Annotated in this window: 16 protein-coding genes; 8 read left to right on the plus strand and 8 right to left on the minus strand. The window is 55.2% G+C overall.

What is annotated here, in order from left to right:
- Positions 1-9: 9 nt before the first annotated feature.
- From pstB to IB226_RS19875, 3 genes are all read left to right on the plus strand, one after another.
- Positions 10-783: a phosphate ABC transporter ATP-binding protein PstB gene (gene pstB / locus IB226_RS19865; RefSeq protein WP_101763905.1), complete on the plus strand. Its 774-nt coding sequence runs from the start codon at positions 10-12 to the stop codon at positions 781-783.
- 14 nt (positions 784-797) lie between these two features.
- Positions 798-1,532 (plus strand): phosphate signaling complex protein PhoU, encoded by a 735-nt coding sequence (gene phoU, locus IB226_RS19870; RefSeq protein ID WP_007893583.1) that lies wholly within the window; start codon positions 798-800, stop codon positions 1,530-1,532.
- A 119-nt stretch (positions 1,533-1,651) separates the two neighbouring features.
- On the plus strand, positions 1,652-2,890 hold the full coding sequence (locus IB226_RS19875) for an MFS transporter (protein ID WP_101763904.1): 1,239 nt from the start codon (positions 1,652-1,654) through the stop codon (positions 2,888-2,890).
- 173 nt (positions 2,891-3,063) lie between these two features.
- Here the strand turns inward: IB226_RS19875 and yieH are convergent, their stop codons facing one another.
- On the minus strand, positions 3,064-3,726 hold the full coding sequence (gene yieH, locus IB226_RS19880) for a 6-phosphogluconate phosphatase (protein ID WP_192236798.1): 663 nt from the start codon (positions 3,724-3,726) through the stop codon (positions 3,064-3,066).
- A gap of 151 nt (positions 3,727-3,877) precedes the next feature.
- Between yieH and IB226_RS19885 the strand changes: the two genes are divergently transcribed.
- Positions 3,878-5,191 carry an NCS2 family permease gene (locus IB226_RS19885; RefSeq protein WP_101763902.1) on the plus strand — a complete coding sequence of 438 codons (1,314 nt, stop codon included), beginning with the start codon at positions 3,878-3,880 and terminating at the stop codon, positions 5,189-5,191.
- Positions 5,192-5,219: 28 nt separating this feature from the next.
- Here the strand turns inward: IB226_RS19885 and IB226_RS19890 are convergent, their stop codons facing one another.
- Entirely contained in the window at positions 5,220-5,966 is a 747-nt protein-coding gene (locus IB226_RS19890; protein WP_110868240.1) for a 4'-phosphopantetheinyl transferase superfamily protein, read from the minus strand.
- Between the two features lie 294 nt (positions 5,967-6,260).
- On the opposite strand from IB226_RS19890, the gene IB226_RS19895 reads away from it, so the two are divergent.
- The gene (locus tag IB226_RS19895) at positions 6,261-6,770 is read left to right on the plus strand and encodes a flavin reductase family protein (RefSeq protein ID WP_101763900.1); all 510 of its coding nucleotides are present in this window, start codon (positions 6,261-6,263) and stop codon (positions 6,768-6,770) included.
- A gap of 46 nt (positions 6,771-6,816) precedes the next feature.
- Here the strand turns inward: IB226_RS19895 and IB226_RS19900 are convergent, their stop codons facing one another.
- From IB226_RS19900 to rpmH, 6 genes are all read right to left on the minus strand, one after another.
- The gene (locus IB226_RS19900) at positions 6,817-7,407 is read right to left on the minus strand and encodes a malonic semialdehyde reductase (protein ID WP_137386827.1); all 591 of its coding nucleotides are present in this window, start codon (positions 7,405-7,407) and stop codon (positions 6,817-6,819) included.
- A gap of 192 nt (positions 7,408-7,599) precedes the next feature.
- Entirely contained in the window at positions 7,600-8,964 is a 1,365-nt protein-coding gene (gene mnmE, locus IB226_RS19905) for a tRNA uridine-5-carboxymethylaminomethyl(34) synthesis GTPase MnmE (protein WP_192236799.1), read from the minus strand.
- Positions 8,965-9,060: 96 nt separating this feature from the next.
- Positions 9,061-10,707, minus strand: coding sequence for a membrane protein insertase YidC (gene yidC, locus IB226_RS19910; protein ID WP_192236800.1), 1,647 nt, complete (start codon positions 10,705-10,707; stop codon positions 9,061-9,063).
- 2 nt (positions 10,708-10,709) lie between these two features.
- Positions 10,710-10,967: a membrane protein insertion efficiency factor YidD gene (gene yidD, locus IB226_RS19915; RefSeq protein WP_007893564.1), complete on the minus strand. Its 258-nt coding sequence runs from the start codon at positions 10,965-10,967 to the stop codon at positions 10,710-10,712.
- The gene (gene rnpA, locus IB226_RS19920) at positions 10,931-11,290 is read right to left on the minus strand and encodes a ribonuclease P protein component (RefSeq protein WP_036648555.1); all 360 of its coding nucleotides are present in this window, start codon (positions 11,288-11,290) and stop codon (positions 10,931-10,933) included. Before rnpA ends, yidD begins: the two co-directional genes overlap by 37 nt.
- 14 nt (positions 11,291-11,304) lie before the next feature.
- Positions 11,305-11,445: a 50S ribosomal protein L34 gene (gene rpmH / locus IB226_RS19925; protein WP_003849659.1), complete on the minus strand. Its 141-nt coding sequence runs from the start codon at positions 11,443-11,445 to the stop codon at positions 11,305-11,307.
- 602 nt (positions 11,446-12,047) lie between these two features.
- On the opposite strand from rpmH, the gene dnaA reads away from it, so the two are divergent.
- The 3 genes from dnaA (at position 12,048) to recF (ending at position 15,807) form a co-directional block, all read left to right on the plus strand.
- Positions 12,048-13,448: a chromosomal replication initiator protein DnaA gene (gene dnaA / locus IB226_RS19930; RefSeq protein WP_101763897.1), complete on the plus strand. Its 1,401-nt coding sequence runs from the start codon at positions 12,048-12,050 to the stop codon at positions 13,446-13,448.
- 5 nt (positions 13,449-13,453) lie between these two features.
- Complete coding sequence (gene dnaN / locus IB226_RS19935; RefSeq protein WP_008105300.1) at positions 13,454-14,554, plus strand: DNA polymerase III subunit beta; 1,101 nt, start codon at positions 13,454-13,456, stop codon at positions 14,552-14,554.
- Positions 14,555-14,721: 167 nt separating this feature from the next.
- Positions 14,722-15,807 (plus strand): DNA replication/repair protein RecF, encoded by a 1,086-nt coding sequence (gene recF, locus IB226_RS19940; protein ID WP_192236801.1) that lies wholly within the window; start codon positions 14,722-14,724, stop codon positions 15,805-15,807.
- Positions 15,808-15,820 lie beyond the last annotated feature (13 nt).

The following is a 15,820-nucleotide window of genomic DNA, read 5'->3' on the forward strand; positions in this document are numbered from 1 at the left end:
GAGACGAGAATGAGTAACGTGACTTCATCAGCCGGTAAAATTCAGGTCCGTAATCTGAACTTCTATTACGGTAAGTTTCACGCGCTGAAAAACATCAATCTGGATATCACCAAAAACCAGGTGACCGCGTTTATCGGCCCATCAGGCTGCGGTAAATCCACTTTGCTGCGCACCTTCAACAAAATGTACTCGCTCTATCCGGAGCAGCGTGCTGAAGGTGACATCCTGCTGGATGGCGATAACATTCTGGCTTCCAATCAGGATATCGCCCTGCTGCGCGCACGCGTCGGTATGGTGTTCCAGAAGCCTACGCCATTCCCGATGTCGATTTATGACAACATCGCCTTCGGCGTGCGGCTGTTTGAGAAGCTGTCGCGTGCCGATATGGATGAGCGCGTGCAGTGGGCGCTGACCAAAGCCGCGCTGTGGAATGAAACCAAAGACAAGCTGCATCAGAGCGGTTACAGTCTTTCCGGCGGTCAGCAGCAGCGTTTGTGCATCGCCCGCGGCATCGCGATTCGCCCGGAAGTGCTGTTGCTGGATGAGCCTTGCTCCGCGCTGGATCCGATCTCAACCGGTCGTATTGAAGAGCTGATCACCGAACTGAAGCAGGATTACACTGTGGTGATCGTGACTCACAACATGCAGCAGGCTGCGCGTTGTTCTGACCACACCGCTTTTATGTATCTGGGCGAGCTGATTGAGTTCAGCGATACCGATACCTTGTTCACTAAGCCCGCAAAGAAGCAGACCGAAGATTACATCACCGGTCGTTACGGCTGATTCAGGAGACGCACATGGATAATTTAAATCTGAACAAACACATCTCCGGTCAGTTCAACGCGGAGCTGGAGCACATTCGCACGCAAGTGATGATCATGGGCGGCATGGTTGAGAAGCAGCTGATGGACGCCATCACCGCGATGCACAACCAGGATGGCGAGCTGGCGCGTCACGTCATCGACGGCGACCAGAAGGTCAACATGATGGAAGTGGAGATTGATGAAGCCTGCGTGCGCATCATCGCCAAACGCCAACCGACCGCCAGCGATTTGCGCCTGGTAATGGCGATCATCAAGACCATTTCTGAGCTGGAACGCATTGGCGACGTGGCAGAAAAAATCAGCCGCACTGCGCTGGAGAAGTTCAGCCAGCAGCATCTGCCGCTACTGGTGAGCCTTGAAGCGCTTGGTCATCACACTGTGCAGATGCTGCACGACGTGCTGGATGCGTTCGCGCGCATGGATCTCAACGAAGCCATCAAAATTTACCGCGAAGATAAGAAGGTGGATAAAGAGTACGAAGGCATCGTGCGTCAGCTGATGACCTACATGATGGAAGATCCGCGCACTATCCCAAGCGTGCTGACCGCGCTGTTCTGCGCCCGCGCCATCGAGCGTATCGGCGATCGCTGCCAGAACATTTGCGAAATTATCTTCTATTTCGTCAAAGGTCAGGATTTCCGTCATGTGGGCGGCGACAAGCTGGATGAACTGCTGTCGGGCGATGACGGCAGCAATAAACCCTCTTGATTGATGCGTCGGCGGCCCGTTGCCACTGTGGCTAACGGGCTGCCTGCTTAAATTCTGTCTGTTCTCATCGATTCCCTCTCTTTATACTTGGCGCACTTTTTTCTGCCAGGTGCTGTTACATGTCTTCCCCAACTCCTAAAAAACAAGCCATTACACCGGCGAAAGCCATGGTGGCGGCTATCAGCGGCTACGCGATGGACGGATTTGATCTGCTGATTCTTGGCTTTATGCTGCCGGCGATCAGCGTCTCGCTGGCGCTCGATCCGTCTCAGGCCGGTTCGCTGGTTACCTGGACGCTGATCGGCGCGGTGATCGGCGGCATCGTGTTTGGCCATCTCAGCGATCGTTATGGCCGCATCCGTATCCTTACCGTTACTATTCTGGTGTTCTCGGTATTCACTGGCCTGTGCGCCGTGGCGCAGGGTTATTGGGATCTGCTGGTGTACCGCACGCTGGCGGGCGTGGGATTGGGCGGCGAGTTCGGCATCGGCATGGCGCTGATTGCCGAAGCCTGGCCGAAAGAGAAGCGCAACCGCGCCTCGGCGTGGGTGGGCATTGGCTGGCAGCTCGGTGTGCTGCTGGCGGCCTTTATCACGCCGCCGCTGCTGAGCGTGATTGGCTGGCGCGGCATGTTCCTCGTCGGTTTGCTGCCGGCGCTGGTCTCGTTTGTGATTCGCCGCAGCATGGGCGAGCCGGAGAGCTTTACCCGCCACGTGGAGAAAACGCCGCAGCTCTCCTTTGGCGCACGTCTTAAATTGCTGTTTGCCGATCGCGCCACCAGTAAAGCCAGCCTGGGGATTTTCATTCTCTGCTCGGTGCAGAACTTTGGTTACTACGGATTGATGATCTGGATGCCGAGCTATCTGTCGTCCAGCTTCGGTTTCAGCCTGACCAAATCTGGCCTGTGGACGGCAGTGACGGTAGTGGGCATGACGTTCGGCATCTGGCTGTTTGGCGTGCTGGCCGATCGTTTCGCGCGCTGGAAAATCTTCCTGCTGTATCAGTTTGGCGCGGTGGTGATGGTGGTGGTGTATGCGCAGCTGCGCGATCCTACGGTGATGCTGTTTACCGGCGCGCTGATGGGGATGTTTGTGAACGGCATGATCGGCGGCTACGGCGCGCTGATTTCCGATACTTTCCCACCGCAGGCGCGCGCAACAGCGCAGAACGTGTTGTTTAATTTGGGGCGTGGCGTAGGCGGGTTTGGTCCATTGGTGATTGGCCTGCTGGCGACCAATATCTCTTTCACCGCGGCGATCACGCTGCTGGCGCTGATTTATCTGCTGGATATCGCCGCCACGCTGTTCCTGCTGCCGAAGAAGCAGAGCAACGAGGATTCGTTAGGGGCGATTGGCTGATTTGGATTGTGCTGGCTGTCCCCCCATCCCGGCCTTCCCCCATGAATGGGGGGAAGGAGATGCTGACACATGCAATTCCCAACTCACATATTGCAGCATCTTCCTCCCCCATTCATGGGGGAGGACCGAGGAGGGGGACAGCCAGCACAAACCGAGGAGGGGGAAAACGAGCTCTACCCCACCAAATCCCAGCCATGCGCGCGCCACAAATCCGGCAACTGCGCCATATCATCAAAGCGCGTCACCAGCGGATGATCGAGTTCGGGATTGTGCGCATCGGCGCAGTAGTAAAACACCGGAATCCCGGCCGCGATCCCGGCACGCGCGCCCGCTTCGGAATCATCCACCAGAATGCACTTCTCAATCGGCACCTGCATCTGCTCGGCGGCGTGATACATCAATTCCGGATCCGGCTTCCAGTGGTTAATGTCATACCCGCTGTATAGCTTGCCATCGAGATACGGCAGCATGCCGGTCAATCCCAGCGAATGCTGCATCTTCTTCACCGTGCCGTTTGAAACCACACACATCGGCACGTTGACACTTTCCACCAGCGCTTTGGCACCGGTAATTGGCTTCAAATCGAGATCAAACAATCTAGCCACTTCGGCGCGATAGGCGGTTTCCACTTCTTCGAGCGGCAGTTCAACCTGATGTTCGGCCGCCACATCGCGGATGATGTCGTAGAGCTTTACCCCTTTATACTGCTCAAACATCTGTTGCAGAGAGCGTTCAATACCGTAGCGGGCAAAGGTGTTGACGTAAGCTTGCGTACAGATCACTTCGCTGTCGACCAGCGTGCCGTCGCAATCAAAAAAAATACATTCCACCGACATCGCACATCATCCTTTTGTTAAACAATAAGCTGACACTCTAGCGCACTGAGCGCAGAAAGCGACCCTGAGCAACCGGTTGCGAATAATCAGTGTTTTGCCGCGCTAAACTCTATAGGATACGCGGCGATAAATTTTTTAGCGGAACAGTGGAATGACTAATCAGGGCCTTTTGCAGCGCATCTTCAAACTGCAGGAACACGGAACCACCGTGCGTACCGAAGTGATTGCCGGTTGCACGACTTTCCTGACGATGGTGTACATCGTTTTCGTTAACCCGCAAATTCTCGGTGTAGCGGGCATGGATACGCAGGCAGTATTTGTTACTACCTGCTTGATTGCCGCGTTCGGCAGTATTCTGATGGGGCTGGTGGCGAATCTGCCGGTAGCTCTGGCACCGGCGATGGGCCTGAACGCCTTCTTCGCCTTTGTGGTGGTCGGGGCCATGGGATACTCGTGGCAGATTGGTATGGGCGCGATTTTCTGGGGCGCGCTGGGTCTGCTGATCCTCACGCTGCTGCGCGTGCGTTACTGGATGATTGCCAACATTCCGCTCAGCCTGCGTGTTGGCATCACTGCCGGTATTGGTCTGTTTATCGCCATGATGGGGCTGAAAAACGCCGGAATTATCGTGCCAAACGCCGATACCATTGTAGCTGTGGGTAATCTGACCTCACACAGCGTGCTGCTTGGGGCGCTGGGTTTCTTCATCATCGCAATTCTGGCTTCCCGCAATATCCATGCGGCGGTGCTGGTGTCGATTGTGGTGACGACCGCGCTGGGCTTGATCATTGGCGATGTGAAATTCAGCGGCGTGTTCGCCGCTCCGCCAGCGATCACTTCTGTTGTGGGCCAGGTTGATATCAAAGGCGCGTTCAACATCGGCATGGCCGGGGTGATCTTCTCCTTTATGCTGGTGAATCTGTTCGACTCCTCCGGCACGCTGATTGGCGTGACCGATAAAGCCGGGCTGACTGACGAGAAAGGCACTTTCCCGCGCATGAAGCAGGCGCTGTACGTCGATAGCATCAGTTCGGTGACCGGTTCGCTGATTGGTACCTCATCGGTAACCGCCTACATTGAAAGTTCGTCCGGTGTGGCGATCGGCGGTCGTACCGGCTTGATGGCGGTGATCACCGGGATTCTGTTCCTGCTGGTGATGTTCCTGTCACCGCTGGCGGCGATGGTGCCCTCTTATGCGGCGGCGGGTGCGCTGATTTACGTTGGCGTATTGATGACGGCGTCGCTGTCACGCGTGCAGTGGGACGATCTCACCGAAGCGGTGCCAGCGTTTGTTACTGCGGCGATGATGCCGTTCAGCTTCTCGATCACGGAAGGTATCGCGCTGGGCTTTATCTCTTACTGCGTGATGAAGTTGGGAACCGGCCGCTGGCGTGAAATCAGCCCGTGCGTGGTGGTGGTCGCGCTACTGTTCGTGCTGAAAATCGTCTTTATCGATGCCCACTAAACAGTAAAGGCCGCTGATGCGGCCTTTTTTACGGATGTCCCATCTCATGCGGCGTGACCAAACTGGTCAGGCGCAGCGTATGCGGCCCGATATTGGGTTTACTCATCTCGACATCGCGCAGCGCTTGCCACTGCTGCGCGCCATCAATCTCCCACAGATGTAAGCGTTCGGTGCCGGGCGACAGCGCGCATGACCACACCAGCGTGGGCTCAGCATCACACACCGCCTGAATATCGGGGAACACGGTGGAACGCAGCCGACCGGCCGCAGGATGCAAACGCAGTGAATCAATACCGCTATCGGTTTCGCCGGTGAGCTTGAGAATGCTTTGGCGCAGCGTCCAGATTTGCGTCAGCGCTTCCATGAAATCCTGCTGCGCGTTAATCCATGCTTTTTCGCCGGAGGAGAGATCCTGTGTCAGCATATCCTGTGTTTGGCGACTGTGTGCGCGCACAATTTCCATATCCAGTCCGGCGCGGCCGCCTTCTTCGGCCAGCAGCACACCGATAGTGTTTCCGGCGTAGGAGATGCTGAAATCGGGCAGGTTGGCATCGGCAAAACAGGGACGTCCGCTGCTGCTGGTCGTTAGCGCGGGGAGTTCGCGGATACCGTAGACGCGTAACATCAGCTGAGCCAGCAGTTCGCGTGCGGCGAGAAAGCGTCCGCGACGCTTGTCAGCGAAGCGCTGAGCGCTGTTGATTACTTCTTGTGGCACCCGCATGTTCTCAGAAGAAAAGGGCGGATTACCTATCCAACGTACAAAATGACTAGCCATCTGTCGCTCCATGAAAATGGTCGAATAATCATCAGTGCTATTGTAAGAATTTTCTCATGGGTTTGCATCCGGCTTAAGATGGAATAGGCGATATTTCAGATAAGGACGAAGCCATGCGGCAATCCCATTTGGCAACTTTGCATAGAACGCTTTTGCAGAAACCTGCCGGATTGAGTGCCTAACTGTGTGATGTGGTGTAGGATTTGGGCAGTAAAACAGCACATCAAAGTGCGCTAACTCTTCATTCATCTGCCCATTGTGCGCATGGTTAAAACAGGCACGTCGGAGTTTTTTATGTCAGATACCGCTATTTCTCGCCAGGAATCGATCTCGCTTGATGAGTTTCGTCACGGCATGCGTCGCTTAACCGCGGGTGTTTCTCTGGTTACCACCGAATTTCAGGGCGAAAAGCTTGGGCTGATTGCCACGTCGGTCAGTTCGCTTGCGGCTGAGCCACCCAGCCTGCTGGTGTGCGTGAATCGTAGCGCGTCCAGTCATGATGCTTTTATCGCAGCCGGCCATTTTGCCGTGAACGTGCTGCGTGAGCAGCATGACGACTTATGTGCCCAGTTCAGCCAATCCTCACGCCGCGCCGAGCGTTTTCAAAACGGTACGTGGCAGACGCTGAATACCGGCGCGCCGATTCTGGCTGATGCGCTGGTGAGTTTTGATTGCCAGCTGGAGAAGGTAGTGGAGTGGAACACGCACAGCGTGCTGCTGGCGCGTATCGTGGGCATTGCTCTGCCAGGTGAAGCGGCAGAGCCGATGATCTACTTCAACAGCGGCTTCCATTCACTGGGATAACCGCTTGAAACGGGCGTCGTGGGCTAAGCCCGACGCCTTTTCTCAATCAGGCAAAGGTGCTGGCTTCATCAAAGCCGAGACGCGGCAGACGCGCGTGCAGTTTGCTGGCTTCGCCATAGCCGAGATTGATCAGTAAGTTCACCTGCCATTTGCTCTCGCTAAAGAAGGCGTCGTTCACTTTTGACGGATCGAAACCGGACATCGGGCCGGCATCCAGGCCCAGCGAACGCGCGGCCAGAATCAAATAACCTGCCTGCAAGCTGCTGTTACGGAACGCGGTCTCTTTCGCCAGATCCGGGCTGCTGGTAAACCAGCTGCGCGCATCACCATGCGGGAACAGCTTCGGCAGCGCTTCGTAGAACTCAGGATCCCACGCCACGATCACCGTTACCGGAGCGGACATGGTTTTGTCGACGTTGCCGGAGGAGAGCGCGGGTTTCAGCTTCTCTTTACCTTCCTGCGATGTCACAAACACAAAACGGCCCGGCGAGCAGTTAGCCGAGGTTGGGCCCAGCGCGGTCAGGTGATAGAGCTGCTCCAGTACCTCACGTGAAACCGGTTTGTCCTGCCAATAGCTGTGGGTGCGGGCTTCAATGAACAGCGTGTTCAGCGCCACGCTGTCGAGCGTTGTACTCATGTTTCTCTCCTGTTCAGGCAGCAACTTGCGCCCAATATTTAGCATGAATAATGAATGTACCCAGCAGGACCTGTTCGCCGGGCAATGATCGTTATACTGCAAAGGCGTGGGAGAGCCAAATAACAAAGACGCATGTCTACCGGGCGCCAGATGCGCATGAATGCGCACCCGACATGAGAACGCCGCAGGCCATTACTTACCAATACAGAAACTGGAGAAGATTCTGCCCAGCAAATCGTCTGAGGTGAATTCACCGGTGATTTCGCTCAGCGCCTGCTGCGCTAAACGTAACTCTTCTGCCAGTAATTCGCCGGCCCACGCGCCTAACAGCTGATGCTTGCCCTGCTGCAAGTGCGTTGCGGCTAACTCCAGTGCTTGCAGATGGCGGCGGCGTGCGAGAAATCCGCCTTCCATATTGCCGGCAAATCCCATGCTCTGTTTCAGGTGATCGCGCAGCGCTTCCACACCTTCCCCGGTGCGCGCCGAGAGACGAATCAGTGAGTGACCGTTCACTTCAGTGAGGCCCAGCTCTTCGCCGGTCATATCCGCTTTGTTACGCACCACGGTAATTGGCAGCGCTTCCGGCAAACGGGCAACAAAATCTGGCCAGATGGCGGCGGCTTCAGTCGCGTCTGTGGTGGTGCCATCGACCATAAACAGCACGCGGTCGGCCTGCTCGATCTCCTGCCACGCGCGTTCAATACCAATGCGCTCGACCTCGTCGCTGGCTTCACGTAAACCGGCAGTATCGATGATGTGCAGCGGCATGCCGTCAATATGGATGTGCTCGCGCAGGACGTCGCGCGTGGTGCCAGCGATATCAGTCACAATCGCCGCTTCGCGTCCGGCTAAGGCATTCAGCAGGCTCGATTTTCCGGCATTGGGACGACCGGCAATCACCACTTTCATCCCTTCACGTAGCAGGCTGCCCTGACGCGCTTCGGCACGCACGCCGTTGAGGTCGCCGATCACCACATTGAGCTGCGCTTCAATTTTGCCGTCGGAAAGGAAGTCGATCTCCTCATCCGGGAAGTCGATGGCCGCTTCCACATAGATGCGTAGGTGAGTAAGTGCTTCCACAAGTGCGTTGATGCGCAGGGAAAACGCGCCCTGCAGCGAGTTTACCGCCGAGCGGGCGGCTTGCTCTGAGCTGGCATCGATCAGATCGGCAATCGCTTCGGCTTGCGCCAAATCGAGCTTGTCGTTAAGGAAGGCGCGTTCGGAGAATTCACCCGGTTGTGCAATGCGTAAGCCGGGCAGCGCCACGATGCGCTTGAGCAGCAGGTCGAGAATCACCGGGCCGCCGTGGCCTTGCAGTTCCAGCACATCTTCACCGGTGAAGGAGTTCGGGCCAGGAAACCACAGCGCAATGCCCTGATCCAGCACGCTGCCATCGGCGTCGGTAAAGGGCAGATAGTCGGCATAGCGCGGCTTTGGCAGCTTGCCAAGCACGGCTTGCGCTACCTCAGCGGCTTTGGCGCCGGAGATACGCAGAATGCCAACGCCGCCACGGCCGGGAGGCGTCGCCTGGGCAACGATAGTGTCGCTGTGGCTCATGATTCCACCTTAAACTTTTAGGGTATTAATAAATAAAAATAGGGCGACATAAATGTCGCCCTTTGATTATACGCTGCTGCTGGTCGCAGTCAGGCGTTACGCTTTCTTCTTGTCGCGGCTATGCAGACCACGTTTTTCCAGGCCGCGATAAATCATCTGCTGCTGGAGAATGGTCACCAGGTTGCTGACGATGTAGTACAGCACCAGACCTGATGGGAACCACAGGAAGAACACGGTAAAGATCACCGGCATGTAGGTCATGATCTTCTGCTGCATCGGATCGGTCACGGTGGTCGGTGACATCTTCTGAATGAAGAACATGGTGATACCCATGATGATCGGCAGAATGTAGTACGGATCCTGCGCTGACAGGTCATGAATCCACAGAATAAACGGCGCATGACGCAGTTCAACCGAGCCTGACAGCATGTAGTACAAGGCCAGGAAGATTGGCATCTGGATAACCAGTGGCAGACAGCCGCCCAGCGGGTTCACTTTCTCCGCTTTATACAGCGCCATCATTTCCTGGCTCTGTTTCTGCTTATCATCGCCCAGACGTTCACGCATCGCCTGAATCTTTGGCTGCAGCATACGCATCTTCGCCATCGAGGTGTACTGCGCTTTGGTCAGCGGGTACATGATGCCACGCACGATGAAGGTGATAACGATAATGGAGAAGCCCCAGTTACCGATAAAGCTGTGGATGAACTTCAGCAGCTTAAACAGCGGCTGCGAGATGAACCACAACCAGCCGTAATCCACGGTCAGATCCAGGTGAGGCGCGATGGCTGCCATCTGGTCCTGAATTTCCGGGCCTACCCACAGCGTTGCGCCGAGATCTTGCTGTGCGCCTGCGCCAACGGTCACAGGAGCAGATTTGTAGCCAATTGCTGCGACGCCATTGCCGAGGTTAGTGGTGTACAGCGTGTTATTACCCTGCGTGCGCGGCACCCAGGCGGTAGCAAAGTACTGCTGCAGCATCGCCACCCAACCATTGCTGGTGGTGGTGTTCAGGTTCTCGTTATCCGCGATGGTGTCGAATTTATATTTTTCGTATTTCGCATCGCTGGTTGAGTACGCTGCGCCACGGAAGGTGTGCAGAGCAAAGTTGTTGCTGCCGGTATCGCGGTGCTTAGGCACGTCGATGGTCTGCTTCAACTGACCAAACATCGACACTTCCAGCGGCTGCTGAGTGGTGTTGTTGATGTTGTAGTCAACGTTTACCGCATACTCACCGCGCTTGAAGACGAAAGTCTTGGTGTAAACCACGCCGTTTTCACCGGTCCAGGTCAACGGTACGCGCAGTTCGCTCTGGCCATCTGCCATCACGAAGCTATCTTGCGAAGTGGTATACAGCGGACGTGCGCCATTGTTCGGGTTATCCGGGCCGTTGCGGCCAGTTAAGCCACTCTGCGCCTGATAAACGAAGGCCGGTGTAGTTTCAAGCAGCTGGAACGGTGCATCTGAACCCAGTTTGTCCGGGTAAGTCAGCAGCTGAGCCTGCTCAATATCGCCACCACGCGTATTGATGTTGAGTGACAGGACATCTGTCTTAACGGTGATCGTTTTGCCCTGTCCGCTAGCCGGCACGCCGGAAGTGGCGGCATCACCCGCTGCGCTGTTTGTGTTTTGCGTGGTCTGGGTTTGCTGTGGCTGCGGAGCGTGGTCCGTCTGCCAGGCTTGCCAGATCATAAAAGACACGAACAGAAAAGCGATGAGAAAGAGATTGCGTTGCGAATCCATCGTTAATGTTCTCTGGTATCAAAGGTTTTTGGCGGCACAGGATCGTCACCACCCGGGTTCAAAGGGTGGCATTTTAATACGCGTTTTATCGTCAACCAACTGCCTTTTACAACGCCAAAGCGGCGCAAGGCCTCAATCCCATACTGCGAACAGGTGGGATGGAACCGGCAATGAGGTCCCAGCAGTGGGCTGATGGCGCGTTGATAAACGCGTATCAGGGCAATCAGGAGCCGCGAGCCAGGCGACAGTGACGACGCCATAGTTTCTCCAACGCTTCCGTCAGCGCACGGTTATCCAGGTCAGCAATCCCTTTTTTAGCCACGATCACAAAATCCATTGCAGGGAGCTCATGTTGACGCAGACGAAAGCTTTCGCGGGTCAATCGCTTGATCCGGTTGCGTTCATGGGCGCGTTTTACATGTTTTTTTGCGACGGTGAGACCGATGCGGGGATGCCCCAGCGCGTTAAGTCGGCCGAGTATGGTGATTTGCGGCGTACCGGCTCGTTGTGGCTGCTGGAAGACGAAAGTGAAATGAGTGGGAGTTAACAAACGTAACTCCCTGGGAAATGCGAGCTTAACCACGAGGGTTAGCTTTATTACTTAGAAACGGTCAGACGAGAACGGCCTTTAGCACGACGACGTGCCAGAACCTGACGACCATTTTTTGTTGCCATACGAGCACGGAAACCGTGTGAACGGTTGCGCTTCAGTACGGACGGTTGAAAAGTGCGTTTCATGGCGATTTCTACCTAAACTTGAAAATTTTCACTGGGTGACGCGTTTTCGGGCCAGTAAATCGACCAACGCCTCAATGTGTCTTTAATAAAGAGGCGGGATTGTAATAATTGTACAGTCCAGAGTCAATTCACTTCGCTGGTCGCGGCACCTGGAAACCCAGATACAGCCCGCTGATTCCGGGCATCAAGGCTTCACGCAATAATGCCGGGTGGGGAATTATACGGGCTGTGGGTTAAAGCGCAAGGATCGCGCAGGATCTTCTTGCGATCAGTTTGCAGATTTGCTGCACGGAAACGAGAGCTTGCCAGAAAAATTAACGCTTTCAGCCACATTAACGCTGGCTTTTTCCGCAGAAAGCGTAAACTCATTATCACTTCAGTAGCCTGTGGATAAATTGGATCAAAACTGTGTAGAAAGGGAAGATCTCTGTGCAGCTTTACGTTATGATCCGCCCTTCCGCTGACGATCCTCGCTGCGATCGCCGGGGAAGACTACCGCGAATAGCGGTCGCAGGCGCTTTCCAACCGTCTGTGTCTAAAAATTACGTTTCTATTTATTAGCGCCTAAAATTCTTATCGATTTTGTACGAGTGGAGTCCGCCGTGTCACTTACGCTTTGGCAACAGTGTCTTGCCCGTTTGCAGGATGAGCTTCCTGCCACCGAATTCAGCATGTGGATTCGTCCGCTGCAAGCTGAATTAAACGACAATACGCTGACCTTGTATGCACCAAATCGGTTTGTACTCGACTGGGTTAGAGATAAATATCTCAATAGTATCAATGGGCTGCTGAATGAATTCTGCGGTGCAAATGTGCCTTTACTGCGTTTCGAAGTCGGTACGCGCCCTGCAGCACAGGTCACCACTAACCAACCGGCGATGGCCAGTTACAATGCGCCCGCGCCGATCGAAAATCGTCCGGCACCCGCGCAAATTTTGCGTCCAAGTTGGGATTCCGTTCCCGCACCGGCCGATGTGACTTACCGCTCCAATGTGAATAACCGTCATAACTTCGACAACTTCGTTGAAGGTAAATCGAACCAGCTGGCGCGCGCGGCGGCACGTCAGGTGGCGGATAATCCTGGCGGCGCTTATAACCCACTGTTCCTTTATGGCGGCACCGGCCTGGGTAAAACTCACCTGTTGCACGCGGTGGGTAACGGCATTATTGCGCGCAAGCCTAATGCCAAAGTGGTGTACATGCACTCTGAGCGTTTTGTGCAGGACATGGTTAAAGCCTTGCAGAACAACGCCATTGAAGAGTTTAAGCGTTACTACCGCTCGGTTGATGCGCTGCTGATCGATGACATTCAATTCTTTGCCAATAAAGAGCGCTCGCAGGAAGAGTTCTTCCATACCTTCAACGCGCTGCTGGAAGGCAATCAACAGATCATCCTGACCTCGGATCGCTATCCAAAAGAGATCAACGGCGTAGAAGATCGCCTGAAATCACGTTTTGGTTGGGGATTAACGGTGGCGATCGAGCCGCCTGAACTGGAAACGCGTGTCGCGATCCTGATGAAGAAAGCCGATGAAAACGATATTCGCCTGCCGGGTGAAGTCGCCTTCTTTATTGCTAAGCGTTTGCGTTCTAATGTCCGCGAGCTGGAAGGCGCGCTGAACCGCGTGATTGCCAACGCGAACTTTACCGGTCGCGCGATTACCATCGATTTCGTGCGCGAAGCGCTGCGCGATCTGCTGGCGCTGCAGGAAAAGCTGGTCACCATCGATAATATTCAGAAAACGGTGGCCGAGTATTACAAAATTAAAGTGGCGGATTTGCTGTCGAAACGCCGTTCGCGTTCGGTAGCGCGTCCGCGCCAGATGGCGATGGCGATGGCGAAAGAGCTCACCAATCACAGCTTGCCGGAAATTGGCGATGCGTTTGGTGGTCGCGACCATACCACCGTGCTTCACGCTTGCCGTAAAATCGAGCAGCTGCGTGAAGAAAGCCACGACATTAAAGAAGATTTCTCTAACCTCATTCGAACACTATCTTCCTGACGCATATGAAATTTATTGTAGAACGTGAGCAGTTACTGAAGCCACTGCAACAGGTTAGCGGTCCACTTGGCGGACGCCCGACGCTGCCAATCCTCGGAAATTTACTGCTGCAAGTAAGCGAAGGCTCGCTGCGCTTGACCGGTACCGATCTGGAAATGGAAATGGTAGCCCGTGTTGCGCTGACGCAGCCACACGAGCCGGGCGCCACCACTGTTCCTGCGCGTAAATTCCTCGATATTTGCCGCGGTTTGCCGGAAGGCGCTGAAATCAGCCTGACGCTGGAAGGCGACAGAATGCTGGTGCGTTCTGGCCGCAGCCGTTTCTCGCTGTCAACGCTGCCCGCCAGCGACTTCCCGAATCTGGATGACTGGCAGAGCGAGGTGGAATTCACCTTGCCGCAGGCGACGCTAAAACGCCTGATTGAAGCCACGCAGTTCTCAATGGCGCATCAGGATGTGCGTTATTACCTCAACGGTATGCTGTTCGAAACCGAAGGCGAAGAGTTGCGTACCGTCGCCACCGATGGTCACCGCCTTGCCGTATGCTCCATGCCGATTGGTCAGGCGCTGCCAAACCATTCGGTGATCGTGCCGCGTAAAGGGGTGATTGAGTTGATGCGTTTGCTCGACGGTGGCGAAACGCCGCTGCAGGTGCAAATCGGCAGCAGCAACATCCGCGCACACGTTGGCGACTTTATCTTTACGTCGAAGCTGGTTGATGGCCGTTTCCCGGATTATCGCCGCGTATTGCCGAAGAATCCCGACAAAGCGCTGGAAGCCGGCTGTGATATTTTAAAACAGGCGTTTGCGCGTGCGGCGATTCTCTCGAATGAGAAATTCCGCGGTGTTCGCATCTACATCACCGAAAATCAGCTCAAGATCACGGCGAATAACCCAGAGCAGGAAGAAGCGGAAGAGATGCTGGATGTCTCTTACAACGGCACCGATCTGGAGATTGGCTTCAACGTCAGCTACGTGCTGGATGTGTTGAATGCGCTCAAGTGCGAGAACGTGCGTTTGCTGCTGACCGATGGCGTATCGAGCGTGCAGATTGAGGATGTGGCCAGTCCGGCTGCAGCCTACGTCGTCATGCCAATGCGTTTATAAATATCGGCCTGGCTTACTTGCCATTCTGGTCCCGGGCAGTGCTCGCCCTTGGTCACATACTTCAGTATGCTCCCAAGTTCTGCGCGCTGGCCGTAACCAGACTGGCTGCGCCGCCGACGGCCTGGATCTCAAATGTTAGGTAAAATCCCCTTCTCGCTGGATTCGTTATGGCTTTAACCCGCCTCCTGATTAAAGATTTTCGCAACATCGAGCAGGCCGATATGGCTTTGGCGCCGGGGTTTAATTTCCTTGTCGGTGCCAATGGCAGCGGTAAAACCAGCGTGCTGGAGGCGATTTACACGCTGGGGCACGGTCGCGCATTTCGCAGTTTGCAAGCGGGCCGCGTGATTCGTCACGATCAGGACGCCTTTGTGCTGCACGGCCGCATTGAAGGCAGCGAACGTGAAATGTCGGTCGGTCTGACCAAGAATCGCGCTGGCGACAGCAAAGTGCGTATTGATGGCAGCGATGGTCACAAAGTCGCCGAGTTGGCGCAGCTGCTGCCGATGCAACTGATTACGCCGGAAGGTTTTACCCTGCTCAATGGCGGTCCAAAATATCGTCGTGCCTACATCGATTGGGGCTGCTTTCACGCCTCGCCTGGTTTTTTCCATGCCTGGAGCAATTTGCGTCGCCTGCTGAAACAGCGCAATGCGGCGCTGCGTCAGGTTTCGCGCTACAGCCAGATTCGTCCCTGGGATCAGGAACTGGTGCCGCTGGCCGAACAGATCAGCGCCTGGCGCGCCGAATACAGCGCGGCGATTTCCCGCGAGATCATCGCCACCTGCGGTCAGTTTTTACCGGAGTTTGCGTTGACGTTCTCTTTCCAGCGCGGCTGGGATAAAGAGAGCGACTACGCCGAACTGCTGGAACGCAATTTCGAGCGCGACCGCGCGCTCACGTATACCGCCAGCGGCCCGCATAAAGCCGATTTTCGCATTCGTGCTGAGGGCACGCCGGTGGAAGATTTACTCTCACGCGGCCAGTTAAAACTGCTGATGTGCGCGCTGCGCTTAGCGCAGGGTGAATACCTGACGCGCAGCAGCGGACAACGCTGTTTGTATTTGATTGATGACTTTGCCTCAGAGCTGGATGACACCCGTCGTCGGCTGTTAGCTGAACGCCTAAAAGCCACGCAGGCTCAAGTATTTGTCAGCGCCATTGGTGTCGAGCATGTAATCGACATGAGTGATGAAAAGGGCAAGATGTTCCGCGTGGAACAGGGTAAAATAGTGGTTCAACCTGAAGATTAAATGAGCGAGAAAC

The sequence above is a fragment of the Pantoea sp. PNT03 genome, from assembly GCF_014852515.1.
GTDB classification, from domain to species: Bacteria; Pseudomonadota; Gammaproteobacteria; order Enterobacterales; family Enterobacteriaceae; genus Pantoea; species Pantoea leporis.